The 26314-nt window shown below is 68.3% G+C and carries 25 protein-coding genes; 13 read left to right on the forward strand and 12 right to left on the reverse strand.

Going from position 1 to position 26314, the window contains the following annotated elements; genetic code table 11:
• Window positions 1-10: 10 nt before the first annotated feature.
• From ABMY26_RS08465 to ABMY26_RS08480, 4 genes are all read right to left on the reverse strand, one after another.
• Window positions 11-1135 carry a CaiB/BaiF CoA transferase family protein gene (locus ABMY26_RS08465; protein ID WP_372395838.1) on the reverse strand — a complete coding sequence of 375 codons (1125 nt, stop codon included), beginning with the start codon at window positions 1133-1135 and terminating at the stop codon, window positions 11-13.
• A 33-nt stretch (window positions 1136-1168) separates the two neighbouring features.
• Entirely contained in the window at window positions 1169-1939 is a 771-nt protein-coding gene (locus ABMY26_RS08470; RefSeq protein WP_372395839.1) for an SDR family NAD(P)-dependent oxidoreductase, read from the reverse strand.
• A 31-nt stretch (window positions 1940-1970) separates the two neighbouring features.
• Window positions 1971-3503 carry an aldehyde dehydrogenase gene (locus ABMY26_RS08475; RefSeq protein WP_372395840.1) on the reverse strand — a complete coding sequence of 511 codons (1533 nt, stop codon included), beginning with the start codon at window positions 3501-3503 and terminating at the stop codon, window positions 1971-1973.
• A 92-nt stretch (window positions 3504-3595) separates the two neighbouring features.
• Window positions 3596-4819: an ABC transporter substrate-binding protein gene (locus tag ABMY26_RS08480; RefSeq protein ID WP_372395841.1), complete on the reverse strand. Its 1224-nt coding sequence runs from the start codon at window positions 4817-4819 to the stop codon at window positions 3596-3598.
• A gap of 450 nt (window positions 4820-5269) precedes the next feature.
• Here ABMY26_RS08480 and ABMY26_RS08485 point away from each other — a divergent pair, with 450 nt between their 5' ends.
• On the forward strand, window positions 5270-6034 hold the full coding sequence (locus tag ABMY26_RS08485; RefSeq protein ID WP_372395842.1) for an IclR family transcriptional regulator: 765 nt from the start codon (window positions 5270-5272) through the stop codon (window positions 6032-6034).
• A gap of 113 nt (window positions 6035-6147) precedes the next feature.
• On the opposite strand, the gene ABMY26_RS08490 is transcribed toward ABMY26_RS08485, so the two are convergent.
• Window positions 6148-6849 carry a CBS domain-containing protein gene (locus tag ABMY26_RS08490; protein ID WP_372395843.1) on the reverse strand — a complete coding sequence of 234 codons (702 nt, stop codon included), beginning with the start codon at window positions 6847-6849 and terminating at the stop codon, window positions 6148-6150.
• A 174-nt stretch (window positions 6850-7023) separates the two neighbouring features.
• The gene (locus ABMY26_RS08495; protein WP_372395844.1) at window positions 7024-7884 is read right to left on the reverse strand and encodes a cell wall hydrolase; all 861 of its coding nucleotides are present in this window, start codon (window positions 7882-7884) and stop codon (window positions 7024-7026) included.
• A 440-nt stretch (window positions 7885-8324) separates the two neighbouring features.
• On the opposite strand from ABMY26_RS08495, the gene ABMY26_RS08500 reads away from it, so the two are divergent.
• A complete protein-coding gene (locus ABMY26_RS08500) occupies window positions 8325-8528 on the forward strand; it encodes a hypothetical protein (protein ID WP_372395845.1) in 204 nt (67 codons plus the stop codon).
• A 64-nt stretch (window positions 8529-8592) separates the two neighbouring features.
• Here ABMY26_RS08500 and ABMY26_RS08505 read toward each other — a convergent pair whose 3' ends face one another.
• The 6 genes from ABMY26_RS08505 to ABMY26_RS08530 form a co-directional block, all read right to left on the reverse strand.
• The gene (locus ABMY26_RS08505) at window positions 8593-9147 is read right to left on the reverse strand and encodes an HD domain-containing protein (protein ID WP_372395846.1); all 555 of its coding nucleotides are present in this window, start codon (window positions 9145-9147) and stop codon (window positions 8593-8595) included.
• A gap of 123 nt (window positions 9148-9270) precedes the next feature.
• Window positions 9271-9690: a hypothetical protein gene (locus ABMY26_RS08510; RefSeq protein ID WP_372395847.1), complete on the reverse strand. Its 420-nt coding sequence runs from the start codon at window positions 9688-9690 to the stop codon at window positions 9271-9273.
• Window positions 9691-9855: 165 nt separating this feature from the next.
• A complete protein-coding gene (locus tag ABMY26_RS08515) occupies window positions 9856-10755 on the reverse strand; it encodes a LysR family transcriptional regulator (RefSeq protein ID WP_045585804.1) in 900 nt (299 codons plus the stop codon).
• Between the two features lie 326 nt (window positions 10756-11081).
• Window positions 11082-11324 carry a hydrogenase maturation nickel metallochaperone HypA gene (locus ABMY26_RS08520; protein ID WP_372395848.1) on the reverse strand — a complete coding sequence of 81 codons (243 nt, stop codon included), beginning with the start codon at window positions 11322-11324 and terminating at the stop codon, window positions 11082-11084.
• Window positions 11325-11530: 206 nt separating this feature from the next.
• On the reverse strand, window positions 11531-13702 hold the full coding sequence (fdhF, locus tag ABMY26_RS08525; protein WP_372395953.1) for a formate dehydrogenase subunit alpha: 2172 nt from the start codon (window positions 13700-13702) through the stop codon (window positions 11531-11533).
• 77 nt (window positions 13703-13779) lie between these two features.
• Window positions 13780-14322 carry a 4Fe-4S dicluster domain-containing protein gene (locus tag ABMY26_RS08530; protein WP_372395849.1) on the reverse strand — a complete coding sequence of 181 codons (543 nt, stop codon included), beginning with the start codon at window positions 14320-14322 and terminating at the stop codon, window positions 13780-13782.
• Window positions 14323-14902: 580 nt separating this feature from the next.
• Between ABMY26_RS08530 and ABMY26_RS08535 the strand changes: the two genes are divergently transcribed.
• The 11 genes from ABMY26_RS08535 to hycI are packed head-to-tail and all read left to right on the forward strand — an operon-like array spanning window position 14903 to window position 26312.
• Window positions 14903-15496, forward strand: a complete 594-nt coding sequence (locus ABMY26_RS08535) for a 4Fe-4S dicluster domain-containing protein (RefSeq protein ID WP_372395850.1) — start codon at window positions 14903-14905, stop codon at window positions 15494-15496.
• Window positions 15493-17535: a hydrogenase 4 subunit B gene (gene hyfB / locus ABMY26_RS08540; RefSeq protein ID WP_372395851.1), complete on the forward strand. Its 2043-nt coding sequence runs from the start codon at window positions 15493-15495 to the stop codon at window positions 17533-17535. The genes ABMY26_RS08535 and hyfB overlap by 4 nt, the downstream gene beginning before the upstream one ends.
• Before the next feature lie 12 nt (window positions 17536-17547).
• Window positions 17548-18486: a respiratory chain complex I subunit 1 family protein gene (locus ABMY26_RS08545; RefSeq protein ID WP_372395852.1), complete on the forward strand. Its 939-nt coding sequence runs from the start codon at window positions 17548-17550 to the stop codon at window positions 18484-18486.
• A 19-nt stretch (window positions 18487-18505) separates the two neighbouring features.
• A complete protein-coding gene (locus ABMY26_RS08550) occupies window positions 18506-19969 on the forward strand; it encodes a hydrogenase 4 subunit D (RefSeq protein WP_372395853.1) in 1464 nt (487 codons plus the stop codon).
• 14 nt (window positions 19970-19983) lie between these two features.
• Window positions 19984-20637 (forward strand): hydrogenase 4 membrane subunit, encoded by a 654-nt coding sequence (gene hyfE, locus ABMY26_RS08555; protein ID WP_045585798.1) that lies wholly within the window; start codon window positions 19984-19986, stop codon window positions 20635-20637.
• 5 nt (window positions 20638-20642) lie between these two features.
• Entirely contained in the window at window positions 20643-22280 is a 1638-nt protein-coding gene (locus ABMY26_RS08560) for a hydrogenase 4 subunit F (protein WP_372395854.1), read from the forward strand.
• Window positions 22277-23992, forward strand: a complete 1716-nt coding sequence (locus tag ABMY26_RS08565; RefSeq protein ID WP_372395855.1) for an NADH-quinone oxidoreductase subunit C — start codon at window positions 22277-22279, stop codon at window positions 23990-23992. The genes ABMY26_RS08560 and ABMY26_RS08565 overlap by 4 nt, the downstream gene beginning before the upstream one ends.
• Window positions 23993-24005: 13 nt before the next feature.
• Entirely contained in the window at window positions 24006-24578 is a 573-nt protein-coding gene (locus ABMY26_RS08570) for a formate hydrogenlyase complex iron-sulfur subunit (protein ID WP_372395856.1), read from the forward strand.
• Entirely contained in the window at window positions 24575-25393 is an 819-nt protein-coding gene (locus ABMY26_RS08575; protein WP_372395857.1) for an NADH-quinone oxidoreductase subunit B family protein, read from the forward strand. Before ABMY26_RS08570 ends, ABMY26_RS08575 begins: the two co-directional genes overlap by 4 nt.
• Window positions 25390-25857 carry a formate hydrogenlyase maturation HycH family protein gene (locus ABMY26_RS08580; protein WP_372395858.1) on the forward strand — a complete coding sequence of 156 codons (468 nt, stop codon included), beginning with the start codon at window positions 25390-25392 and terminating at the stop codon, window positions 25855-25857. The genes ABMY26_RS08575 and ABMY26_RS08580 overlap by 4 nt, the downstream gene beginning before the upstream one ends.
• Entirely contained in the window at window positions 25854-26312 is a 459-nt protein-coding gene (gene hycI, locus ABMY26_RS08585) for a hydrogenase maturation peptidase HycI (protein ID WP_372395859.1), read from the forward strand. Before ABMY26_RS08580 ends, hycI begins: the two co-directional genes overlap by 4 nt.
• Window positions 26313-26314: the final 2 nt, after the last annotated feature.

Here is a 26314-nt window from a genome sequence, read left to right on the forward strand (position 1 = left end):
CCGCCGGCCGTCACCGCCCCGAAGGTTGGGTTCCCAGCCGCGGGGCGGGGGTGGGCGTGCCGCAGGGGGTGCCCGAGAAGCCGACCGGCGGGCGGACGCCGACGATCTCCCCCTCGCTCGGGTGGTGCATCGCCTGGAAGAAGCCCACCGCCGTCAGGTGTTCGTCCTCCATCAGGTCGTCGATGGAATTGACCGGCGCGCAGGGAACGTCGAGGCGGCGCAGCAGCGCCAGCCAGTTGGCGCTGCTGTCGGCCGGCAGGATGTCCGCAAGCCGCTCGTAGAGCGTGCCGATCATCGCCGCACGGGCGGCGTCGGACCCGAGCGCCGGGTCGGACGCCCAGTCCTGCCGGCCGACCGCCGTGAAGACGGCGCGCCAGTGGGCGGCGGTGTAGGGCATGGCGCAGACGTGGCCGTCCTTCGTGCGGTAGGGCCGCCGGTGCTCCGCCAGGACGCGGTTGTATCCGCTGGGCCCCAGCGGGGGACGGAAGGTCCGGCCGCCCAGATGTTCCACAGCCAGGAAGGACACCATCACCTCGAACATCGGAACCTCGACGGCCTGCCCGACGCCCGATGCCGCGCGGGCCAGCAGCGCCGCATTGATCGCCGCCGCCGCATGCAGGCCGGTGACCTTGTCGGCCACGATGGTCGGCGCGTAGCCGGGTTCGCCTCCCGTCCTGGCGGCGAGTTCGGCCCATCCCGCCTCCGCCTGGATGACGTCGTCGTAGGCCGGCCGGTCGCGGTAGGGGCCGTCCTGCCCATAGCCGACGATGGAGCAATGGACCAGCCGCGGATTGCGCACCCGGACGGTTTCGTAATCGAGCCCGAGGCGCCCGATGGCGGCCGGCCGCATGTTGTGCAGCAGCACGTCCGCCCCGTCGAGCAGGGCGAGGAGTTCGCCGCGCTGCCGCTGGTCCTTCAGGTCAAGGACGAGGCTTTCCTTGTTGCGGTTGCAGTTGAGGAAGGCGGCCCCCATCCCCGGCGACCGGGCGGGTCCGGGCGCGCGCATGATGTCGCCGGCCGGCGGCTCGACCTTGACGACCCGCGCCCCGAAATCCCCCAGCATCTGGCTTGCATATGGTCCGGCGATCACGGTGCTGAGGTCGATCACCGTGATGCCGTCGAGCGGCCCTGCCATGCTGCGCCTTCCTCTTCCCGTCGATTGTCGCCGTCAGCGCGCGGTGAAGCCGCCGTCGACCGGCAACGCCACGCCGGTCACGAAGGAGGCGTCGTCCGACGCGAGCCAGAGCACCGCATGGGCGGCTTCCTCCGCCTTGCACAGCCGCCCCATCGGCACGGCGGCGAGCATCCGTTCCTGGTTGGCGGCGGCCTCGCGCGGGTCGCCCGACCGGCCGGTGAAGCCGAGCTTCATCGGCGTGTCGGCCAGGCCGGGACAGACCACGTTGACCCGCACATTGTCGGCGGCGAAGCGCTGGGCCAGCGACTTGGTCAGCCCGACCACGGCGAATTTCGCCGCCGAATAGACCGGGCTGAACATCGAGCCGACGAGGCCCGATACCGACGCGGTGAAGACGACCGAGCCGCCGCCGCGCTTGCGCATGTGGCCGATGATCTCGCCGGCGGCCAGGGTGGCGGAGGTGATGTTGAGGGAGATCGCATGGTCGTAGGCCGCCATGTCCAGATTCTCGACCCCGGCCGGGCCGGGCGTTCCGGCATGGGCCCACAGGATGTCGACGCCGCCCAGCCGGTCCACCGCCTCGGCGATGGAGCGGCGGACCTCGTCGCCGCGGGACAGGTCGGCCTGGACGGTTTCGATCTCGTGGCCCTTGGCCCGCATCTCGGCGGCGAGGGCGGCCAGCGCGTCGGCATCGATGTCGATGGCGGCGACCCGCGCGCCTTCGCGCAGGAACAGCTCCACGCCGGCGCGGCCCATGCCGGAGGCGGCGGCCGTCACCACGGCGAGCTTGTTGGCAAGACGCATGTTCGGTTCTCTCTTGTCGGGCGATGGAGGATCAGACGGCGTAGGCGTCGGCGAAGCGGCCGGTGGTGCTGATCACCGTGGTCCGCGTTTCCAGGTAGGACTCGAGCGCCTCGATCCCGTTCTCCCGGCCCCAGCCGCTCGCCTTGAAGCCGCCATAGGGGGTGGACCAGCGGATGAAGCGGTAGGTGTTCACCCACACCATGCCGGCCCGGATGCGGTTCGCCACGCGGTGGGCGCGGCCGACGTCGCCGGTCCACAGCCCGGCGGTCAGGCCGTAGCTGGTGTCGTTGGCAATCGCCACCGCCTCCTCCTCGTCATCGAAGGGGATCAGCGCCGCCACCGGGCCGAAGATCTCCTCGCGGGCGATGCGCATGGCATTCGACACCCCGGCGAAGACGGTCGGCTCGACGAAATAGCCGCCGTCGAGCCCCGCACCGCCCAGGCGATTGCCGCCCGCCACCAGCTCGGCACCCTCGTTGCGGCCGATGTCGATGTAGGACAGGGTCTTGGCGAGCTGTTCGGCATGGGCCTGCGGCCCCATATGGGTCGCCTCGTCCAGCGGCTGCCCGACCCGCACCCGGGCCGCCCGCCGGGCGAACTCCTCGACCACCCGGTCATAGACCGGCCGCTGCACCAGCACGCGGGAGCCCAGCGCGCAGCTCTGGCCGCACAGAGTCCAGGCCGAATTGGTGGCGGCGTTCAGCGCCTGCTCCAGGTCGGCGTCGGCGAACAGGATGTGCGGGGATTTGCCGCCAAGCTCGAAGGTGAAGCGCTTCATCGTCTCGGCGCCGGTGCGCAGGATCGCCTTGGCGGTGGCGCCCTCGCCGGTGAAGGCGATCTTGTCGACGCCGGGATGGGCGACGAGATACTCGCCGGCCCCGTCCTTGCCGTAGCCGGGAACGATGTTGACGACGCCGGGCGGGAAGCCGGCCTCCTCGAACAGCCGGCCCAGTTCCAGCGAGGTGACCGGGGTGTGTTCGGCCGGCTTCAGCACCACCGTGCAGCCGGCGGCCAGCGCCGGGCCGAGCTTCCAGGCGGCGGCCATCAGCGGCACGTTCCAGGGCGTGATGGCGCCCACCACCCCGACCGGGACGCGGCTGGTGAAGGCATGCACGCTGTCGTCGAAGGGGATGGTGCGGCCGGATGCCTTGTCGGCCAGCGAGGCCCACCAATGGTAGCCGTTGGAATGGCCGCCGACGTCGAGCAGGGATTCGCGCAGCGCCCGGCCGGAATCGCGGGTCTCCAGCGTGGCGAGCGTCCGCGCGCGTTCCTTGTAGAGATCGGCGAAACGGCGCATCAGGGCGGCGCGCTCATGGCCCGGCATGCGGCCCCAGGGACCGTCGAGGGCATCGCGGGCGGCGGCGACCGCCTTGTCGATGTCGCGCCTGCCGCCATAGGCGACCACGGCCCAGGGACGGCCGACGGACGGGTCGATGCTCTCCATCAGCCCGCCATCCTCCGGCGCGACCCAGGCGCCGCCGATGAAGAGACGCTCGTACCGGGCCATGCTGCCGGCGGGGGTGCCGGCTTGCGGCAAAGCCGTGCCGTGGGCGGAGGAACTCATGGTTCCGCCTCCTTCATGGTGATGTCGATGAATGGGATTGGGATGGATGAAGCGGGCCGGGCTCGCGTCATCTCCGGATCACTGGCCCCGGCTCACTTGACCAGGGGGCACTCGCTGCCCTTCAGCGGCCGGAAGGCATTCTCGGCCGGGATGGTGGCCAGGATCTTGTAATAGTCGTACGGACCCTTGGACTCGGCCGGCTTCTTGACCTGGACCAGCATCATCGGGTGGATGACCCGGCCATCCTCGCGCAGGGAGGTCTTGCCGAACAGGGGATCGTCGAAGCTGCCGGCCTCCCGCATCGCCTTGACGACCGCCGCCCCGTCCTTGGGCGATCCCACCTTGGCCACCGCCTTCAGATAGGCCAGCGAGGCCGAATAGGCGCCGGCCTGGTTCATGGTCGGGTAACGGCCGCCGTTGCGCTCGGCGAAGCGCTTGCCGAAGGCGCGGGTCTGCTCGTTCTGGTCCCAGTAGAAGCCGGTGGTGAGCTGGAGCCCCTGCGCGGTCTGCAGGCCCAGCGAGTGGATGTCCGAAATGAACAGCAGCATGCCCGCCAGCGACTGGCCGCCGTCGACCAGACCGAACTCGGCGGCCTGCTTGATCGCGGTGATGGTGTCGCCGCCCGCATTGGCGAGCGCGACCACCTTGGCGCCCGACCCCTGCGCCTGCAGGAGGTAGGAGGAGAAATCCTTGGTGTCGGTCGGGTGGCGGACCGCGCCGACGACCTTGCCGCCTTCGGCGTTAATGACCGCGGTGGCGTCGCGTTCCAGCGAATGGCCGAGCGCGAAATCGACCGTCAGGAAGAACCAGGACTTGCCGCCCGCCTTGGCGATGGCGTCGGCGGTGCCGTGGGCGAGCGCCCAGGTGTCGTAGGTCCAATGCACGGAATTGGGCGTGCAGGCCTTGCCGGTGAGCTCCGAGGTGCCGGAGGCCGTGAACAGCGCGACCTTGTTCTTTTCCTTCACCAGCGGCGCCACCGCCAGCGAGATGGCGCTGGTCGGCAGATCGACCAGCACGTCGACGCCTTCGGAATCGAACCATTTGCGGGCGATGCCGCTGGAGATGTCCGGCTTGTTCTGCGCGTCGGCCGAGACGACGTCGATCTTGAGGGCGTCGCTGCCCGGCAGCTTCCTGAAATCCTCCACCGCCATCAGGGTCGCTTCGAGCGCACCCTTGCCGCCGATGTCGGAGAAGATCCCGGACATGTCGGCGAGGACGCCGAGCTTGACGGGAACCTGCGCGGCGGCCGAGGAACCGGCACCGAGGAATGCGGATAGTGCGAGAGCCAGCGCGGCTCCGCGCCGTGATGACGACATCGGTTTTCCTCCCATTTCGGCTGTTGCCATTCGCTTCGTTGGCTTCGGACGCTTCCGGTCTTTTGGCCGGTTGGGGCCGGCGCTTCCTGCCGGCGGTTCAGGCTGTCCGATGGCGATAAAATTCTTGTATGTGAATTTTTTATCCCTGTAAAGGAATTTTGCCTGATTGCTTGGTGGGCCGACAGAGTGTTTCGGCAGCAATCAAATTTACGGGAATCAGCCAGCTATGGCCGTTCCCTGCCAAGCATCCCCGCCCGGAAACGGGGGTTCCGGCATCGTCGGCCGGCCTGCTGGAAATCCATGGCAAGCAGTGATCAATTCACGTATAGGAATCAGAGGTTCATCTTGGATGCGGCGGATCGGGATGGCGAGAAAGCGGCTCCGGGCCTTTCAACGGCCATGGGCCGTGTTGCCCCGACCGGACCACATCCGCAGGCATCGCAGGATAGAATGCACGTCAAACAGGCTGCCAACGTCTTGGAACTGCTGGAGTATTTTTCCCAGCGCAAACGGCCGGCGACGCTTGCCGAGATTTCCGACGATCTCGGCTGGCCGCGGTCGAGCACCTTCAATCTGGTCGGGACGCTCGCCGACAAGGGGTTCCTCTACGAACCGCGCATCCGTGGCGGCTATTATCCGACGCCGCGCTGGCTGACGCTGGCCCAGGCCGTCGCCGACGCGGAACCGCTGCCGGAAGCGGTCCTGCTCCTGGCCTCCGAGATCGCCGAGGAAAGCGGGGAGACGACCGTGGTCGCCGCTCCGGCGGGGGCCCACGCGATCTTCATCCATGTCGAGGTGTCCAAGCACGCGATCCGCTACTTCACCCAGGTCGGGGACCGCATCCCGCTCTATGCCAGTTCGGTCGGCCGCGCCATCCTCGCCCAGTACGATGCGGAGGAACGGCAGGCGCTCTACCGCCGCATGCAGTTCGAGCGCTTCTCGGACACGACGCTCACCAGCATCGACGCGCTGGAAGCGGAGCTTCGCCGCGCGGCGGAGCGCGGCTACCACCAGAGCAACGCCGAATTCCAGCCGGATCTGGCGGGCGTGTCGCTGCCGTTGCCGGTCGGCCCCCGCCGGCTTTCCATCGTGGTCGCCGGTCCGGTGTCGCGCTGCCTCGGCCGCCGGCCGCAACTGGCCGACATCATCCGGCGTGGTATCCGCCGCTTCGACGACACGCTGACCCCGGCGGTGCCGGCCGTGCGGGGCGACTGACGGGCACCGCCGCCCGGAGCCGTCAAAAATGACGGCCGGCATGGCCGAACCACGATCGGTTCGGCCATGCCGGCCGGTTTCAGGGATCATTCAGGACTGAGGCGGTCGCCGGATCAGAGACCCCAGGCACCGCTTTCGGCGGCGTCGACAACCTGGAGGTTGTTTTCCACCCCCTTCACGCCGGGAACACCCTCGGCGGCGACCCGCACCGCGTCACGCTGGGACCCGCTGCTGACGAAGCCCCAGAGATGGACCACGCCGTTGCGGACGACGATGGCGTCGTGCGACCGCGCTTCCCAGTCCAGTTCCTTCACCGCCGCAGTCACGCGCTCCTTCAGCGCCCGGTCGTCCGGCGCCGCCGCCGTCGTTTCCGGCAGGACGCTGGCCAGCGCACGCAGCAGGTTCGCCCGGCTGATGATGCCGACCAGGGTGCCCCGCTCGACCACCGGCACGCGCTTGATCCGGTGCGTCTCCATCAGGCGCACCACCTCCTCGGGCGACGCGTTCCCGTCGACGCTGGTGACATGGCTGGTCATCACGTCCGCCACCTTCCGGGCATGGGACTTGATGAAATCCTCCGCCGGGAGGGTGCCGCCGGACATCATGCCGAGCCACCAGGAGCGATGGCGCTGCGTTCCCAGCTCGACCCGGCGCAGCAGGTCGCCCTCGCTGATGATGCCGACCACATCGCCCGCGGCGTTCACCACCGGCATGCCGCTGATATGGTTCTCCAGCATCTTCCTGGCCGCATCGGCCACAGTCTCGTCGACGCCGATGGTGATGACCCGCGGCGTCATCAGATCGATAGCCTTCATGGTTTCGCTCCCTTCGTTGTCGTTCACCGCTGGAATATTGGGAGAGCGGCAAATGAAGACGATTGATCTGGAGCAATTCGGCGCCCGGCTTTTCGCATCGTGGAAAATGCCGGCAGGAATTCCTTTGTGCCCGCAAAGCCGGGACTTCCTGGGCGCGCGATATCAGTCGCCGGGTCAGTCGCCGGCCTGGGCCACCTGCGTCTCGCTCTCCACCGTCCTGGCCGGCGGGTGGCGGTAGAAGGCATGGTCGCCGATGGAGGCCGTGCGCAGCCGCGCCTCCGCCCAGTCGGGCTTCTTCCTCCCGAGATGGGCCTGCGCCGACGGGCTGTAGAACAGCGAGGCGCGCGCCGTCGGGTCCGGCATCTCGTCGTCGTTCAGGTTCCAGGCGAGGCCGCGTGCGACCCGCAGCGCCTCCCGGTCGGGAGCAAGGCGAGGCTTCGGCCAGGATGGCATGCCGCCCGCCCGGATGACGCCCGCCTGCCGGCGCACGTCGGCCAGCAGCCGGCGCGCCTCGGCACGGCGTCCGGCCGCGTCGTCCCGCGGCCCATGCGCCTTGTCATGCACCTTGTCCCGCGCCTTCACGGCCTTCGCCTGCTTCTGCCGCGTCTTCGGCGCCACGGGTTCGGCCGCGAAGGGCTCGAACTGGCCGGAAGCAACGACGACGCGGCAGGGCAGCGACGGTTGCGCCGCCGAGGCGGCACGGTTGGCGACCACCCACATGACGGCGGCCATCGCATCGGCCCCCTCCCCGCGCGACTCGGCCCAGCCGGCCAGGGCGAGGCACCGGCGCTCGCGCTCGGCCTCCCAGGCGGTCAGCATGAAGACGGCGGCGCCGATGACGACCGGCTGGCGTGCTCCGCCACGCTTGGGCAGGGAGCGCTTCGCATCGCCGACGAAGCCGGCGCAACCGCCGTCGCCGGGATGGCAGAGAGTGGCGCCCATGCCCGGACCAGGGTCAGGACCAGCCCCCTGCGCGCCCGCAGCGGCCGGGACCGTGACGACGGCAAGCGCCAGCACAAGGAGAAGGAGTCGCATCCCGGTCACTCCGTCCGAGGGGAAGGGACTTCCTTCGACAGGAGGACGGACGCCGAGTTCCCCCGCCTGTCCATCTTTCCGATGGCGCAGGCCGGCATGCGGATGAAGCAACCCAACCGGGTTTCGAATGGGACCGCAGATGGTCCGCGCAAGCCCCGATGACTTTCCGCATATGTTTTTCCGCAGATCGTCTTGTGATCGGCTGCGCAGCCCGCATCGCGCGTCTATGCTGCCCCGGCGAAAGACGAGGGAGCGACATGGCGGGCAGACGGCGCAAGATACCGCGGAAACGCAACAAGGGCAGGCAGGCGACGGGGGCCCGCGGCCCAGCCGTGGATGCGGCCGGCACGGCACGGCCGGCGCCCGGCGGTTTGACGACACCGCTTCGCGGCCTGGGTGCGACGCCAGGAACCAAGGGACGCAGGGGGAGCTTCGCGGCCATGTCCGATCCCAATGCCGGACGCTTCCTCAGCCCCGAGCAGCAGTTTCTCCTGAAGAAGCGGCGCGAGGCGGAACTGCGCGCGGCGAAGGACCGCCGTACCGCCGTCGGAATCGTGCTGGCGCTGGTGCTCGTCCTGGGCGGCGCGGTGGCGGCCCTGGTCTGGCTCTGGCAAGGCGGAACGCTGCCATGGACGCCGCGATGAGCCTCCACCCTATCGTGGCAGGCTCAAGCCGGTCCGTGCCGCTGGCCGGGACAGGGGACAGCGGTCAGGCCGGCGCCCCGGCAGGCGCCCCGGCCAGCGCAGCCACCGCCGCATAGCGTTCCGCCAGCTGCGGGCTTGCCGCGGCGCATGCGGCGGCGACGAGGCGGGAACCCTCGACATAGGCGTCGGCGCGCTCGACGCTCCAGGACAGCGGGCGTTCGACCGCCAGCGCCTGCAGGATCGAGATCTGTTCGGCCAGCTTGATGCGCTTGGCGCCGTCCGGTGCCGCCGCGAGGCGTATCGCCTGGAGCGCCTTGCGCTCGCCGATCGCCCGGCCGACATCCTCGGGCGCATCGCTCACCGCCGCCACCAGCCCGGCGACCTCCTCGCCGAACAGTCCGGCCAGTTCGTCGACGGTGGTCAGCCCGTCCTCGACCGCATCGTGCAGCCAGGCGGCGGCCACCTCGGCCGGCGTCCCGCCGGCATGCCTGACCAGTTCCGCCGTCTCCGACAAATGCGAGACGAAGGGGGTGCGCGCCCGGTCGGGGCGGTAGGTGCCTTCATGCAGGGCCGCGGCATGCCGCAGCGCCGCCGTGATCAGTCCATCGTCTTCAGACATCTGCTCTCTCCTCCGTGCCGCCGGGGCGGGCTCCCGGCTCCGACGCCATGACCCGCCCTGGGCGGCTACAGTCAGCGCAAGCCCGGCTGCTTCGGCCCGACCGCCCGGATCGAGCGGGTCCGGTCAGGCCGCCAGCGCGTCGGGGCGGCGGCAATCGGTCTCGAATGCGCGCAGCCGGCTACGCAGATGGTCCGCCGTCGCCCGGCCGAAGTCCAGGATCTCGGCCGGCGGCACAACGCCGCGGATGCGCATGTGGATGGCCGCCTTGCCGTCGTGGGTCAGATGCAGGTCGAAATCGCCGACGAGCCGATGCAGCCCCTCGCCGTGGTGCGGGCGATAGAGGACCTGCGCCCCGCCCTCGCGCTCGACGATCTCGATGGTGCCGGCATCGGCCATGCGGGCGCCGAGCGCCTCCGCTTCGGCCCGCAGCCGGCCGACCACCGCGGCGAAGCCGGCATGGATTTCGGGACCGAGCGGTTCATGGTCGAGGGCGCGCTGGGCCGGAGCCACCGACCAGCGGTGGGAAGAACTGTCGCGATGCATGGAAAAAGCACTCCTGGCGGGAGGCGGTCCGGGACGATCCCAAGGCGTCTCCCTTGCCCTCTCTTAACATGCTGCACCGCAACATGGGTCCGCGACAATTCGTCAAGTGGTATGACCACTCGGCAGGGCAGCCCTGCCGCAATGCCAACAGACGTCGGGCGGATATCAGGCTGCCTGGGCCAGTTCCGGGGCAAGGCGACGCGCGTCGGCAAGCAGGGCCGCGGTCAGGGGCGGCTGCGGAAAGCGCCGGGCGACCACCAGCCCGATCAGGGTCGACAGCTCCGGCGCAACGATGGGAATGGCGCGGATGGTGGGAGGAAGCTGCAGCGCATCCGCCATGATCCGCGGCATGACCGTCGACCACATGCCGGTGCGCAGATGGTTGGTCAGCACGACGATGGAGTTGGATTCCAGCATCGGCTCGGCGCGCACCCCGGCCTCGGCAAAGGCCCGGTCGATGATCCGCCTGTTCTGCATGTTGGCGTTGAGCAGGCAGAGCGGCAGGGTCGCCGCCTCCTCCCAGGTGACGCTGTCGCGCGCGCCGAACGGGCCGTCCGCCGCGGTGATCAGGTGGTAGCGCTCGTGGTAGAGCGGCACCTCGTCGACATTGCCGAGCGGTTCGTTGTCGAGATAGGTGATCCCGGCCTCCGCCTCCAGATTCTCCAGCCGGGACAGGATCTCGGTCGAGCTGTGCGAGGCGATGGTGATCTTGATGCCGGGATGCAGCGACCAGACGGTCGAGGTCAGCCGCTGGACCATGGGCAGTGCCGTCGGCACCACCACCAGCCGCAGCGTGCCGGTCAGGCCCTGCTTCATCGTCTCGACGTCGGCGCGCATCGCCTTGTAGTCGCCGACGATCCGCCGCGCCCAGTCCAGCACCCGCTCCCCTTCGGCGGTGAAGCCGATGAAGCGCGCCCCGCGGTCGACCAGCGGCACGCCGAGGGTCGTTTCCAGCTGCTTGATCGCCGCCGACAGGTTCGGTTGCGACACCCCGCAGACCTGGGCCGCGCGGCCGAAATGCTTTTCCGTGGCCAGCGCGATCAGAAATTCCAGTTTTTCCTGCATGCCGGGGCTCCTCCCACCATGTCGGGCGCGTTGCGCATCGATGACACAGCGCACGTCGGGGTACCGACCAGCAGCCGATGATGACGACCGGATGCCGCCGGGTGGATGTGACTTTCGGTCGCCCGTCCCGGACGGAAGGGCGGCCGGCGCGGAAACCGGGGGACCGCGCGGGGGGAGTTATCGATCCCAGCCTCGTCAATGTCATTGATTCGGATCAGCAATTTTCCGTCACCGGCTGGCCGGCGCAGCGGCAAAGCGACGCATCGTTGGACTGCGAAGCATTGCCGCCATGCGGATGCGGGCCGCGGGATGCGGGATTGGGGCGGTCACTTGACCTCCATCTCGATCAGGCGCCAGCCGTCGCCCGGCGGGCGGTCGATCCGCAGGTCGGCCCCCTCCAGGAAGGTGTCGCGGCTGAGCAGGTCGAAGGCATGGCGCAGCGCATCCGGCTCCACCCGGCTGAGCCGGCCGACCGACAGGCTGACGCGCACCACCCGGCCGAATGGCCGGGCGTCGCGCGCCGTCATCGCCTGTTCGAGCAGGGACTGGCAAACGGCGATCTCATGCATGATGAAACAGGCTCCTTCGGCAGCATGCCCTCTCCCGCCCCGGGAGAGGGAGGGGACCCGCGCCGCAGGCGTGGGGAGGGGGAGGGGCAAGACGAGAAACCCAGACCGTATGGTTTCTTGGATCACCCCTCACCCTTCCCATGCTCCGCATGGACCCCTTCCCTCTCCCGGGGCGGGAGAGGGAGGCAAATGCGATCGCTCCCGGATCAGGCGTAGGCCGGAGCCTTCTTCGCCGCGCGGGTCACCGCGTTGCTGAGGCCGCCCTTCAGCTTTGCGTATTCCTGCTGGACGTGGTTCTCGGCCCAGACCTGGTCGGCGATCGCCTCCACCCGGACGGCGGCGTACTTGTATTCCGGCGTCTTGGCGATGGGATCGACGGCGTGGATGGTCAGCTCGTTGCAGGCGCCGATCCACCACTGGTAGGTCATATAGACGGCCCCCTTGTTGGTGCGGTCGGTGACGCTGGCGCGGCTGATCACCTTGCCGCGGCGCGACGAGACCCAGACCAGCTCCTGGTCGCGGATGCCCAACGCCTTGGCGTCCTTCGGGTTGATGGTGACATAGCCGGGTTCGTCGGCCAGCGTCTGCAGGGCGGCGCAGTTGCCGGTCATCGAACGGCAGGAGTAATGCCCGACCTCGCGCACGGTGCAGAGGATCAGCGGGAACTCCTCGGTCAGCTGGTCCTGCGGCGGACGCCATTCGGTGGCGAACAGCAGGCCCTTGCCGCCCGGCCTCTGGAAGACGTTGCCCTCGTAGAGATATTTGGAGCCGGCCGAGTCGAGCTCGCGGCAGGGCCACTGCACGGCGCCCAGCCCCTCCATCTTCTCGTAGGTGACGCCGTAGAAGATCGGGCACAGCCCGCGCAGTTCGTCCCAGATCTCCTTGGTGTTGTTGTAATGCATGGGGTAGCCCATCGCGGTGGCGAGCAGGCTGATGATCTCCCAGTCGTGCTTGACGTCGCCCTTGGCGTCCACCGCCTTGGTGAAGCGCTGGAAACTGCGGTCGGCGGCGCTGAACACGCCCTCATGCTCGCCCCAGGAGGTCGCCGGCAGGATCAGGTCGGCGAACATCGCCGTCTTCGTCATGAAGATGTCCTGGACGATGACGAACTCCATCGCCTCGAAGCCGCGGCGCACCTGGGTCAGGTCCGGTTCGGTCTGGGCCGGATCCTCGCCCATGACGTACATGGCCTTCAGCTTGCCGGTCTCGGCCAGATGCGGCACGTCGGTCAGGCGGTAGCCGATCTCGCCGGGCAGCGAGTCGACCCCCCAGGCCTTGGCGAACTTCGCCCTGATTTCCGGATCGGTGACCTTCTGGTAGCCGGGAAACTCGGTCGGCAGCACGCCCATGTCGCAGCTGCCCTGGACGTTGTTCTGGCCGCGCACCGGACCGACGCCGACATTCGGGCGGCCGAGATTGCCGGTCAGCAGCGCGAGGCCCGACAACCCCTTCACCACGTCGACGCCCTGGCCCCACTGGGTAACGCCCATGCCCCACAGGATGGTGGCCGACGGGGCGGCGGCATAGATGCGCATCGCCTCGCGGATGTCGGCGGCGGCGAGGCCCGTGATCGACTCGACGTATTCGGGGGTGTATTTCTCGACGATCGTCTTGTATTCGTCGAAGCCCTCCGTGTGGTTGGCGACATACTCCTTGTTGTAGAGCCCCTCATTGATCAGGACATTGGCGAAGGCATTGACCAGCGCCATGTTGGAGCCGTTGTTCAGCGGCAGCCACAGGTCGGCCAGCCGCGCCGTCTCGATCTTGCGCGGGTCGCAGACGATGATCTTGGCGCCGCGCTCCTTGGCCTTGATGATGCGCTTGGCGATCACCGGATGGCTGTCGGCGACGTTGTAGCCGAAGACCAGGACGCAGTTGGTGTGCTCGATCTCCGGGATCGAGTTGCTCATCGCGCCGTTGCCGAGCGTGACCTGGAGACCGGCGACCGACGGGCCGTGGCAGACGCGCGCACAGTTGTCGACATTGTTGGTGCCGAGGACCGCGCGGGTGAATTTCTGCATCACATAGTTGGTCTCGTTGCCGGTTCCGCGCGACGAGCCGGTGGTCATGATCGAGTCGGGGCCGTATTTGGCCTTGATCTCCGACAGCTTCGTCGCGGCGTACTTGATGGCCTCGTCCCACGACACCGCCTCGAACGCGGCGTCGCGGCTGCGGCGCAGCATCGGGTTGCGCAGGCGCGGCGTCAGGATCTTGGTGTCGTTGATGAAGTCGAAGCCGAAATAGCCCTTCAGGCACAGCTCTCCTTCGTTGGTGACGCCGTTCAGGGGTTCGGCACCGACGACCTTCCCCCCCTCGACCAGCAGATTGAGTTTGCAGCCCGTACCGCAGTAGGGGCAGACCGCCATATGCTTTTCCATCATGACCTCGATGTCTCTGGCTCGATGCTTGTTCTGGCTCGAACGCCGTGGCCGGAGCGCGGCCGCGGCCGGGGGGATCAGGCCGCGACCTCGGCGGCTTCCATCGCCGCGCGTTCGCGGCGCAGGCGCAGGGTCTCGTCCATCGACGCCCGGTCCATCAGGGTGAGGGCGTTGGTCGGGCAGACCGAGACGCAGGCCGGACCGGCGTCGCGGCCGACGCACAGGTCGCATTTGTGGGCCTGCGCCTTGACACCCAGGCTGAGCGTCATTCCGGCGAACTGCCGCACCGCCGGCACCGTCACCACGTCCATGACGCCGAAGGGGCAGGCCAGCACGCAGTTCTTGCAGCCCAGGCAGCGCTCCTGCTCCACCTGCACGCTGTGCTGGCGGTAGACGATGGCGTTGTTGGGACAGGCGTTGACGCAGGGCGCGTCCTCGCAATGGTGGCACATCACGGCGGTGCTGACGCTGGCGGTCTTCACCATGCGGATGCGCGGCTTGAAGGTCTCGGGCGCCAGGCCCTCGACGCCCGCGCTGTCGGAATGGGCAAGCGCACAGGCGATCTCGCATGTGCGGCAACCGATGCACTTGCTCGGGTTGGCAGTGACGAATCTGTTCATTTCCGTCGTCCTTGGTTGAAACCGGAGCGGGGTTGGGTGACGGGTCCGTCCCGGCGTCGCTTCACTGTTCCCTGGCGTTTCGCGCCGGTTCGCCGCATCGGTTTGCCTCATTGGCTTCCCATGCCGGGCACCGGGGGCTTCACGGCCGATTGAAATCGCTTATCGCCCGATCTTTAAAAGTAATCGATGGCGATAAGCCGATCCTATCGAGTATTATCCGTTCCTTATCGGTACTCACCATCCATGCGACAAAAGCAAAGCGCCACATGATTTCCTCGTTTTATGGCGGGCACCTTATACCCACTTTTTTTATGTGTCTAGTTGACATGACGTCATTCAAGAGAATAGCGTAGTCAAGTCGATGGCGCTTCCGGTTAAGGCCGCCATTCTGACAATGATTCGCAACAGATGACTCTCATCCTGCCGAACTGCCTGTGAAGACAGGCGGAGCTGGAGGAATGCGCGGGTCAATACTGACTTCTTATTGGCCGATCAGGTTTTTTTATCGGGACAGACCCTGACCGACCAGCCCTGCTTTGACCGATTAGACGCACCCGCCCGGGAAGCCGGAGGTCTGAACATGAATCGCTTCGTTATCGCGGAACCGAGAAAGTGCATCGGGTGCAACACCTGCATGGCGGCCTGCACCGAGGCACACAGGAAACAGGGGCTGCAGTCGCATCCCCGGCTGACGGTCATGCGGATCGCCGACGACACCGGACCCGTCCTCTGCCACCAGTGCGAGGACGCGCCCTGTGCCCGGGTCTGCCCGGTCAATGCCATCACCCACGCCGCCGACAGCATCCTGCTCGACGAGCAGGCCTGCATCGGCTGCAAGATGTGCGCGCTGGCCTGCCCGTTCGGCGCCATCACCCCGAGCGGCACCGCCGTCACCGGGGTCGCCGGCACCGGCACCGCCACGCCGACCCATTCGGCGGCGCTCGATCCGCTGCTGGCCTGGGACATCGGCGTCAAGAGCGTCGCGGTCAAATGCGATCTCTGCGCCTTCTCCGGCGACGGGCCGGCCTGCGTGCGCGTGTGCCCGACCGCCGCCCTCTATGCGGTCGACGCCGCCGCGGCCGGACAGGCCGCCGCCGTCAAGCGCACGCTGGCCGCCGCGGCACCGGTCAGCCTTGAAATGCCGCTCGCCTCGCTGGAGGGGCTGGCCCCATGATTCCACTCTCCCTTCTCATCATGTCGCTGCTGCTGTCCTGCGGCGGCGCCATCCTCTGCCTCTTCCTGAAGTCCCGGGAGGGGGATGTCCGTCTTGCCGGCAGCGGTGTCGGCATCGCCGCGGCGCTGGCCGGGCTCGGCTCCGGCCTGACCGCCATCGCGGCGGACCAGCCGGCCATGCTGGAGGCCGCCGGCCCCTACCCCTTCGCCCATTTCGTCCTGCGGCTCGACCCGCTGGCCGGCCTGATGATCGCGGTCATCTCGCTGCTGTCGCTGGTCGCCTGGATCTACGGCTTCGCCTATGTGCGCGAGTATGCCGGGCGCGGCGTCGGGGCGATGGGCTTCTTCATGAACGCCTTCATCGCCTCGATGATGCTGGTGGTGGCGGCCGACAACGGCTTCTGGTTCCTCATCTTCTTCGAGATGATGTCGCTCGCCTCATACTTCCTGGTGATCTTCGACCAGGAGGACGAGGCGGTCAGCGCCGGATTCCTCTATTTCCTGGTCGCCCATGGCGGCTCGGTGCTGATCATGGCCGCCTTCTTCCTGATGGCGAACGAGGCCGGCAGCTTCGATTTCGCCGCCTTCCGCGCGCATCCGCTGCCGGCCCCACTGGACAGCGTCGCCTTCCTGCTGGCCTTCCTCGGCTTCGGCGCCAAGGCCGGCATGATCCCGCTGCACATCTGGCTGCCGCGTGCCCATCCGGCGGCGCCGTCGCACGCCTCGGCCTTGATGTCGGGCGTGATGATCAAGATCGGCGTCTTCGGCATCGTCAAGGTCGGCATCGACCTGCTGGGCGCCAGCGCCGGTCCGTCGATGCTGGGCTGGGGCCTGCTGGTGCTGGCCTTCGGCGCGGTGTCCTCGGTGCTGGGCGTGGTCTATGCGCTCGCCGAGCACGACATCAAGCGGCTGCTGGCCTACCACTCGGTCGAGAATATCGGGATCATCCTGCTGGGCGTCGGCACCGGCATGATCGGCATGGCGCTGCACCAGCCGGTGCTGGCGGTGCTGGGGCTGATGGCCGGCCTGTACCACCTGCTGAACCATGCGGTGTTCAAGGGGTTGCTGTTCCTCGGCGCCGGCTCGGTCATCTTCCGCACCCACACCAAGGACATGGAGGAGATGGGCGGGCTGGCCCGTACCATGCCCTGGACCGCCCTGTCCTTCCTGGTCGGCGCGCTGGCCATCTCGGCGATCCCGCCGCTGAACGGCTTCGTGTCGGAATGGTACACCTACCAGGCGCTGTTCGCCGCGGCGCTGGACGGCACGCCGCTGGTCAAGTTCGCCACCCCCATCGCCGCGGTGATGCTGGCGCTGACCGGCGCGCTCGCCGTCATGTGCTTCGTCAAGGCCTATGGCATCATGTTCGCCGGGGCGCCGCGCAGCCACCATGCGGAGGAGGCGCGCGAGGCGCCGGCCGCGATGGTCGCCGGCATGGCGGTGCTGGCGGTGGCCTGCGTCGCGCTCGGCCTGCTGGCGCCGCTGGTGGCGCCGGTCATGGGCCGCATCGCCGCGGCCACCATCGGCACGGCCATCGCAGGCAACGCGCCGGTGGTGCTGGCGACCGGCACGACTCTGCTGCCGGGCGACGCGCAGCAGGCGACGCTGTCGACGCCGCTGATCGCCATCCTGCTGATCGCCATGGCCTTCCTGCCGATCGCGCTGAAGGCGGCCTTCGCGGCCAAGCGTGGCGGCGACCGCAGGACCGCGGCCCCCTGGGCGGCGGGATACCGGCCGGACCATCACATGCCGGCCTCGGCCGGCGGCTTCGCCCAGCCGATCCGCATGTTCTTCGCCCCGCTCTATGCCATGCGCCGGTCGATTTCCGGCCGCTGGACCGGCATCGCGCTGGGCTTCGAGCGGGTGGTGACGCTGGCGCGGCGGACCGAGCCCTTCGCCGACCGCAGCGTGATCGGCCCCATCGCCGACGCGGTCGATGCCGGCGGCAAGCGGCTGCAGGTCATCCAGGCGGGGGATTTCCGGATCTACTGCCTCTACATCGTCGCGGCGCTGATCGCGCTGCTGGCGCTGGCCGTCTGACGGGAGGACGCCATGCTCACCTTCTCACACCTCATGGTGGGGCTGTTCCAGGCGCTGCTCCTGCTGGCGGCGGCTCCGCTCGTCTCCGGCCTGTCGCGCATGGTCCGGGCCAAGCTGCACACCCGGCACGGGCCGGGGCTGCTGCAGGACTACCGCGACATTGCCAAGCTGCTGACCCGGCAGGACCTGACCCCGCCGGACAGCGGCTTCGCCTTCCGCATCATGCCGGCGGTGATGCTGACGACGGTGCTGGTCATCGCCACCGGCATCCCGATGCTGACCCGCTTCACGCCGGTGGCCCCCATCGGCGACCTGATCACCGTCATCTATCTGTTCGCGCTCGCCCGCTTCTTCTTCTCGCTGTCGGGCATCGACAGCGGCAGCTCCTTCTCCGGCATCGGCGGCAGCCGCGAGCTGACCATGGGCGTGCTGGTGGAGCCGGTGATGCTGCTGTCGCTGTTCGTCGCGGCGCTGCTGGCCGGCTCGACCAACCTCGGCGCCATCGGCACCGCCATCGCCGACGGCCATGTGCAATCGGTCACCGCGACGATCATCGCCGCCCTGTCCTTCGCCTACGCCATCTACATCGAGCTGGGCAAGCTGCCCTACGACATGGCGGAAGCCGAGCAGGAACTGCAGGAAGGCCCGCTGACCGAATATTCCGGCCCGTCGCTGGCCCTGATCAAATGGGCGATGTCGCTGAAGCAGACGGTCGTCGTGGCCTGGTTCATCGGCGTCTTCCTGCCCTTCGGCAGCGCCCCCGAGATGTCGTTCTTCGGGCTGCTGTTCGGGCTGGTCGCCTTCGCCATCAAGCTGACCGCGATCTTCGTCGCCGTCGGCATCGTCGAGAACAGCGTCGCGCGTGTCCGCTTCTGCCTGACCCCGCAGCACAGCTGGATCGGGGTCGGCGCCGCCTCGCTCGCCTTCGTCTTCTATCTGGTCGGCCTGTGAGCCGGCGAGGGGCAGCATCATGATCACACTCCCCACAGAACCACTCGGTGTCCTGGCGCTGGCGACCATCCTGGTCCCCTTCGCCGGCGCCGGGCTGATCGCGGCGTCGGAGCGGGCATCGGCGAAATGGCTGTGCCAGGGCTTCGCGGCGGCCACCGTCGCGCTGGTCGGCATCCTTGCCGCGTCACTGCTCGGCGGCGGCAAGATCGGCGGCACCTACGAGCTGATCTCGCTGGGATCGGTCTCGATCCTCGGCCTCGTGGTCGACAGCGTCAGCGTGCTGATCGCGCTGGCGGTGATCGCCATCGGCCTGCTGGTCGCGATCTATTCCGCAGCCTACCTGAACGCCGGCAACCGCGAGCATCCCGACATCGGCCGGCGGCGCTACTACGCCTTCCTGCTGGTGTTCATCGGCGCGATGACCGGGCTGGTGTTCAGCTCCACCGTCATCGGCCAGCTCGCCTTCTTCGAGCTGACCGGCGCCTGCTCCTGGGCGCTGATCGGCTATTACGAATCGCCCAAGGCGCTGCGCTCGGCGGCCAAGGCGCTGCTGGTCACCCATGTCGCCTCGCTCGGCCTCTATGTCGCGGCGGCGCTGCTGTTCCTGTCGACCGGCACCTTCGTGCTGACCGCCATCGCCGACCTGGCGCCGGGGATGAAGGCGGCGGTGCTGCTGGCGATCCTGGTCGCCGCCTGGGGCAAGTCGGCCCAGCTGCCCTTCCACATGTGGCTGCCCGACGCCATGGAGGCACCGACCCCGGTCAGCGCCTACCTGCACGCGGCCTCCATGGTCAAGGTCGGCGTCTACATCTTCGCCCGCGGGCTGATGTCAGCCGGCGGCGCCCCGGAGATCGTCGGCTGGGTCGGCTCGATCATGGCGGTGCTGACGCTGGTCTACGGCTTCTTCATGTATCTGCCGCAGGTCGACCTGAAACGGCTGCTGGCCTATTCGACCATCACCCAGCTGGCCTACATCCTGCTCGCGCTGTCGCTGTCGGTCTTCGGCTCCGACCTCGCCTTCAAGGGGGCCATCGCCCACATCTTCAACCATGCCTTCGCCAAGACGCTGTTCTTCCTGGTCGCCGGTGCGCTGAGCTACACCGCCGGCACCCGCCTGCTGCCGTCGCTGCGCGGCATCGTCACCAAGTCGCCGCTGCTCGGCGTCGCCTTCGTCTGCGCCGCCCTGGCGATCACCGGCGTGCCGCCCTTCAACGGCTTCTTCAGCAAGTTCGCCATCTTCGCCGGCGGCTTCGAGGTCGGGGCGCATCATTGGGCGCTGATGCTGCTGGTGGTGATCGCGCTGGCGGAATCGGTCGGCTCCTTCGCCTGGTTCCTGAAATGGCTCGGCCATTCGGTGCCCGGCAAGCCGTCGGCCACCATGGCCGCGGCGGCGCCGCTGCCGGCCGGCATGAAGTTCGTGCTGGTGGCGCTGGTGGCGATGACCATCGTCTCCAGCTCCATCGCCGCCTCGTGGCTCGGCTGAGGGAGGACACGCACATGAACGGATTTCTCATCGTCAACGGCCTGTCCGGCCTGCTGATCGTCAGCTCCCTGCTGGTCACGCTGGCCGCCAAGCCGGCCAACTCGGCCCGCTTCTACGCGCTGCAGAGCTTCATCCTGGTGATGCTGTTCGTGGCACTGGCCGGCGCCACCGGATCGGGCGAGCTGTATCTCTGGTCCTTCACCGCCCTGCTGACCAAGGTGATCCTGGTCCCGGCCATCATGTACCGCACCTTCCGCAAGCTGGACGATCCGGCCATCGGCTCGGGCGCGGTGATGCCGACGGCGTTGTCCATCGTCGCCGCCGCCGCCGTGGTCATCCTGTGCTTCGGCGTGGTGTCGCGGGTGACGCTGCCGGCGGCCGACGCGATCAAGCCGGCGCTGGCCGTCTCGCTCGCCCTGTTCTTCGTCGGTCTGGGCTGCATCGTCGCCCAGCGCAACATCCTGAAGCAGGTGTTCGGCTACTGCCTGATGGAGAACGGGTCGCACCTGACCCTCGCCCTGCTGGCCCCCAACGCGCCCGAGCTGGTCGAGATCGGCATCGCCACCGACGCGATCTTCGCGGTGGTGGTGATGGCGGTGCTGGGGTCGCGCATCTTCGACACGCTGCACACGCTCGACGCGCGCCAGCTCACGACCTTGAAGGGATGACCGCCATGGTACCCTCAATCGCACCGTCCATACTTCCCCCCCTGCTGCTGCTCGGTCCGCTCGCCGTCGCGCTGTTCCTGCTGACGCTGCCCTGGTTCCGCGACTCGCTGCCCGAGACCATGGCGTCCGACCATGGCAGCCTGAAACTGCTGGAGCGCATCCATCTTGGTTCGATCGGCTACGTCTTCCTGCTGAGCATGGCGGCGCTGGTGCGGGTGATGGCGGGCAGCACGCTGGGCGCCTTCGGCGACTGGCTGTTCGTCGACGCGCTGGGCGCCGTCTTCATGATGCTGATCGGCGTGGTCGGGCTGCTGACCGGGCTCTATTCGATCAGCTACATCCGCCACGACCTGGAAGCCGGACTGATCGACGCCGGCAAGGTGCGGGTCTATTACGGCTTCTTCAGCCTGTTCCTGTTCACCATGCTGCTGGCCGTCACCGCCAACAACATCATCATGATGTGGGCGGCGATCGAGGCGACGACGCTGGGCTCCGCCTTCCTGGTCGGGCTGTACGGGCAGAAATCCTCGCTGGAAGCGGCCTGGAAATATGTCGTCATCTGCACGGTCGGCGTCGCCTTCGGGCTCTACGGCACGGTGCTGGTCTTCTCCAACGCCGCCGACGTGCTGGCCGACCCGCACCAGGCGGTGCTGTGGACGGCGCTGGTCGGCCATGCCGCCGAGCTGGACCCGATGCTGGTCAAGCTGGCCTTCATCTTCGCGCTGATCGGCTTCGGCACCAAGGCCGGCATCTTCCCGATGCATGCCTGGCTGCCCGACGCCCATTCCGAGGCACCGAGCCCGGTGTCCGGGCTGCTGTCGGGCGTGCTGCTGAAATGCGCGCTGCTGATCGTCATCCGCTTCTACGTGATCACCGTCGGCACGGTGGGCATCGAATTCCCGCAGATGCTGCTGCTGGGGCTGGGCGTGCTGTCGGTCGGCGTGTCGTCGCTGCTGTTCTTCGTGCAGCAGGACCTGAAGCGCAAGCTGGCCTATTCGAGCATCGAGAATGTCGGGCTGATCGTCGTGGCGCTCGGCATCGGCGGGCCGCTCGGCATCGCCGCGGCGCTGCTGCACTCCATCAACCACAGCGTCACCAAGGCCCTGTTCTTCTGCAGCGCCGGCAACGTGCTGATGAAGTACGGCACCCGCGACCTGCGGGCGGTCAAGGGCGTGCTGCGGGTGGCGCCGGCGACCGGCCTGCTGATGATGGGCTGCGCCCTGGCACTGGCCGGCTTCCCGCCCTTCAACATCTTCGTCAGCGAGTTCATGGTGTTCATGGCCGGGCTGAACGAGGGCTATGTCTGGCTGATGATGCTGTGCGCCCTGTTCCTGTGCATCACCATCGCCGGGCTGGTGAAGATCGTCGCCGACAGCGTGCTGGGCAAGAGCCCGGAGACGATGGCCAAGGGCGATGTCGGCTGGCGGGCGCTGGCGCCGCTGGCGGTGCTGGCCATCCTGGTGCTGAGCCTGGGCTTCGCCGTGCCGCAACCGCTGTCCAACCTCGTCCAGCAGGCGACCGCCGTGGTCCTGAACGGCGACAGCCGGCCGGTGGTGGCTGCGCCCTGGCAAACCATAAACACCGCCCATAAGGCCGGCACCGCCCTGGCCGGCAGCCTCGCGCAGACGGAGATCTCGAAATGAACCTCATCACTCCGGACCGGGTCGGGATCGGCTACATCGCCTCCCTGCGCGACAGCCTGCCCCATGCGATCCTCGACGAATCCTGGCAGACCGGGGCCCAGGTGACCATCACGGTCAAGCCCTCCTCGCTGCCCGACGTGGTCGCCAGCCTCTATTACGGTCACGGCGGCTGGCTGTCGGTGATCGTCGGCAACGACGAACGGCCGCTGAACGGCGCCTATGCCGTCTATTATGTGCTGTCGATGGAGGCCGGCGCCCGCTGCCATGTCGTGGTGCGCTGCGAGGTGCCGGCCGACACGCTGGAATACCCGTCGGTGACGCCGCGGGTTCCCGCCTGCGTGTGGGGCGAGCGCGAGGTGCGCGACATGTTCGGCCTGCGCCCCGTCGGCCTGCCCGACGAGCGCCGCCTCGTCCTGCCCGACGACTGGCCGGACGAACTGTACCCGCTGCGCAAGGATGCGATGGACTACCGGCTGCGGCCGGCACCGACCGCCGACGACGAGACCTACCAGTTCATCAACGAGGCCAAGCAGGAGACGCGCGTCGTCCCGCTGGGGCCCCTGCACATCACCTCCGACGAGCCCGGCCATTTCCGGCTGTTCGTCGATGGCGAGGACATCATCGACGCCGATTACCGCATGTTCTACGTCCACCGCGGCATGGAGAAGGTGGCCGAAACGCGGATGGGCTACAACGAGGTCACCTTCCTGGCCGACCGCGTCTGCGGCATCTGCGGCTACGCCCACAGCGTCGCCTATGCCAGTTCGGTAGAGAACGCGCTGGGCATCACGGTGCCGCCGCGGGCGCAGGCCATCCGCTCCATCCTGCTGGAGACCGAGCGGATGCACAGCCACCTGCTGAACCTCGGGCTGGTCTGCCATTTCATCGGCTTCGACACCGGCTTCATGCAGTTCTTCCGCGTGCGCGAGAAGGCGATGACGCTGGCCGAGCTGCTGACCGGCGCGCGCAAGACCTACGCGCTGAACCTGATCGGCGGCGTGCGCCGCGACATCCTGGGCGACCAGCAGGCGAAGACCCGCGAGCTGGTCGCCGAGCTGCGCGACGACGTGACCCGGCTGGTCGAGGTGCTGCTGTCCACCGCCAACGTCAGCGGCCGGGTCAAGGGCGTCGGCCGGCTCGACCCGCAGATCGCCCGCGACTACAGCCCGGTCGGGCCGGTGGTGCGCGGCAGCGGCCACCGCCGCGACACCCGCGCCGACCATGCCTTCGCCGGCTACAAGCTGCTCGACATGCCGGTCCATGTCGAGCAGGGCTGCGACGTGCTGTCCCGCACGCTGGTGCGGGTGGCCGAGTTCTTCGACAGCCTGTGGATCATCGAGCAGCTGCTGGACAAGGCGCCCGGCGGCCCGGTGCTGACCGAGGACTTCACCTACACCCCGCACAAGTTCGCGCTCGGCTTCACCGAGGCGCCGCGCGGCGAGGACATCCACTGGTCGATGACCGGCGACAACCAGAAGCTCTACCGCTGGCGCTGCCGCGCCTCGACCTACAACAACTGGCCGGTGCTGCGCTACATGCTGCGCGGCAACACGGTGTCGGATGCCCCGCTGATCGTCGGCAGCATCGACCCCTGCTATTCCTGCACCGACCGCGTGACCGTGGTCGACGTTCGCAAGAAGCGCTCGAAGACCATCGCCTACAAGGAGATGGAGCGCTACTGCCGCGAACGCACGGATTCACCGCTGAAGTGACGGGAGGCGACCGATGCTCAAGCTACTCAAGGAAATCTTCCGCACCGGCGAGGCGACGGTCAAGTACCCCTTCGCCCCGCTGGAGGTCTGCAAGGACTTCCGCGGCAAGCCGGAACACCGGGCGGAGGCGTGCATCGCCTGTGCCGCCTGCACCGTCGCCTGCCCGCCGAACGCCATCCGGATGGAGACGGACACGGCGGCCGGCACCCGGACATGGTCGATCAATTACGGTCGCTGCATCTTCTGCGGCCGCTGCGAGGAATCCTGCCCGACCGGCGCCATCCGCCTCACCCCCGATTTCGAGCTGGCGGTGGGCAGCAAGGCCGACCTGACGCGCAAGGCCGTCTTCACGCTGGCCGAATGCGCCTGCTGCGGCAAGGGCTTCGCGCCGGCCAAGGAGGTCGACTATGTCGCCCGGCTGCTGGGCCAGTCGGCCCGCAACGCCGAGGAGGCGGACCGGCTGCGGCTGACCGTCTCCACCTGCCCCGACTGCAAGCGCAAACAGGATGTCCACCAGATCGCCCTGATGGGAATCGATCGCCAGATGGACCGCCAATTGGACCGCGAGCTGGAGACCACGCCATGAACCTCCCGGTGAACCCCGGCAGCCTGACGGCCGAATTGCCGCAGGTTTCCATCTCCGAGCAGATCGCCACGATGAAGACGGCGCTGCTGAAGAACATCCAGCGCTCGGCCTACGTCTACCGGGTCGATTGCGGCGGCTGCAACGGCTGCGAGATCGAGATCTTCTCGTCCATCACCCCGGTGTTCGACGCGGAGCGCTTCGGCATCAAGGTGGTGGCCTCGCCCCGCCATGCCGACATCCTGCTGTTCACCGGGGCGGTGACGCGCGCCATGCGGATGCCGGCGCTGCGGGCGTTCGAGGCGGCGCCCGATCCGAAGATCGTGGTGTCCTACGGCGCCTGCGGCTGCACCGGCGGCATCTTCCACGACCTCTATTGCGTCTGGGGCGGCACCGACGAGATCGTGCCGGTGGACGTCTACATCCCCGGCTGCCCGCCGACACCGGCCGCGACCATCCACGGCTTCGCCGTGGCGCTCGGCCTGCTGGACCAGAAGCTGAAGGCCGAGACCCATGTCGAGGCGGCGGGGGAGTGCGCCGCCCTGCTCCACCCGGACGTTCCCTATGCGCTGCGCGTCCGGTTGGAGCGCGAGGCCCGGCGCATGGCCGGCTACCGCCAGGGCCGCGATATCGTCGAGGAGTTCCTGGCCCTGCTGGAGGGGCAGGCGCGCATGCCCGGTTCCTTTACCCTGTCCGAGCGGCTGCTCTCCGCCATCGCCGGGGAACGCGACCCGCGCCGCGCCGAGATCGTCGGCCGGCTGACCGACATCGTCCAACAGGCGGTGCATGGACGGCCCATCGGGGAGGATGCAGCATGAGTACCCTTGCACATGCCGATCCCGGCTCCATCCCCGGCCTGCGCAAGGCCGGCGGCGTCGCGCCCGAGGTCGTGTTCTACCAGCTGAACGCCAAGATGCTGGAGCGGAAGGAGGACATTCCGGAGGACGCCAGGCAGGTGGTCTATTATTCGCTGGCCATCGGGCATCACATCGGCGTGTTCGATTGCTTCAAGCCGGCCTTCCGCTGCACCACCGCGGTCTTCGACCGCGTGCTGGAGACGCTGAAGGGCGACGAGGAGGCACACCGCAAGCTGTCCGGCCTGCTGCGCTTCGGTGAGATCACCGTGGACATCACCCACGCCCGGCCGCTGATGGCGGCCATCGAGACGGTCCTGCCGACCGCCCCGCCCGACGTGGCGGCCTGGCTCGACCGCCTGCGCAGCGCCCTGGACGCCATCCGGCGCGAACCCGCGATCTATCTGATGGGGAGACGACTGACATGACCGATGTCGTATTCACGGTTGGAAACGTGCTGCGCGGCGACGACGGCGCCGGACCGCTGCTGGCCCAGTTGCTCGACGAACAGCCGGCGCCCGGCTGGACGGTGGTGGACGGCGAGGATGTTCCGGAGAACCACACCCATTACATCCGGACGCTGGCGCCGCAGCGTTTGCTGATCGTCGACGCCGCCGACATGGAACTGGCGCCGGGCGAGGTCCGCCTGATCGAGCAGGACAGCGTCGCAGAGCAGTTCATGGTGACCACCCACGCCATCCCGCTGAACTTCCTGATCGACAGCCTGCGGGAAACCGTGCCGGAAATCCTGTTCCTCGGCATCCAGCCGCAGGACACCAGCTTCTTCGCGCCGGTCACCAGCACGGTCCGCCTGTCGGTGGAGGCCGTCCACGACCGGCTGGTCCGCGGCGAGGGCTTCGACGCTTACGAGACGGTGGGCTGATC

Origin of the sequence: Azospirillum sp. HJ39, assembly GCF_041507355.1 — a bacterium.
In the GTDB taxonomy this organism is placed as follows: Bacteria; Pseudomonadota; Alphaproteobacteria; order Azospirillales; family Azospirillaceae; genus Azospirillum; species Azospirillum thiophilum.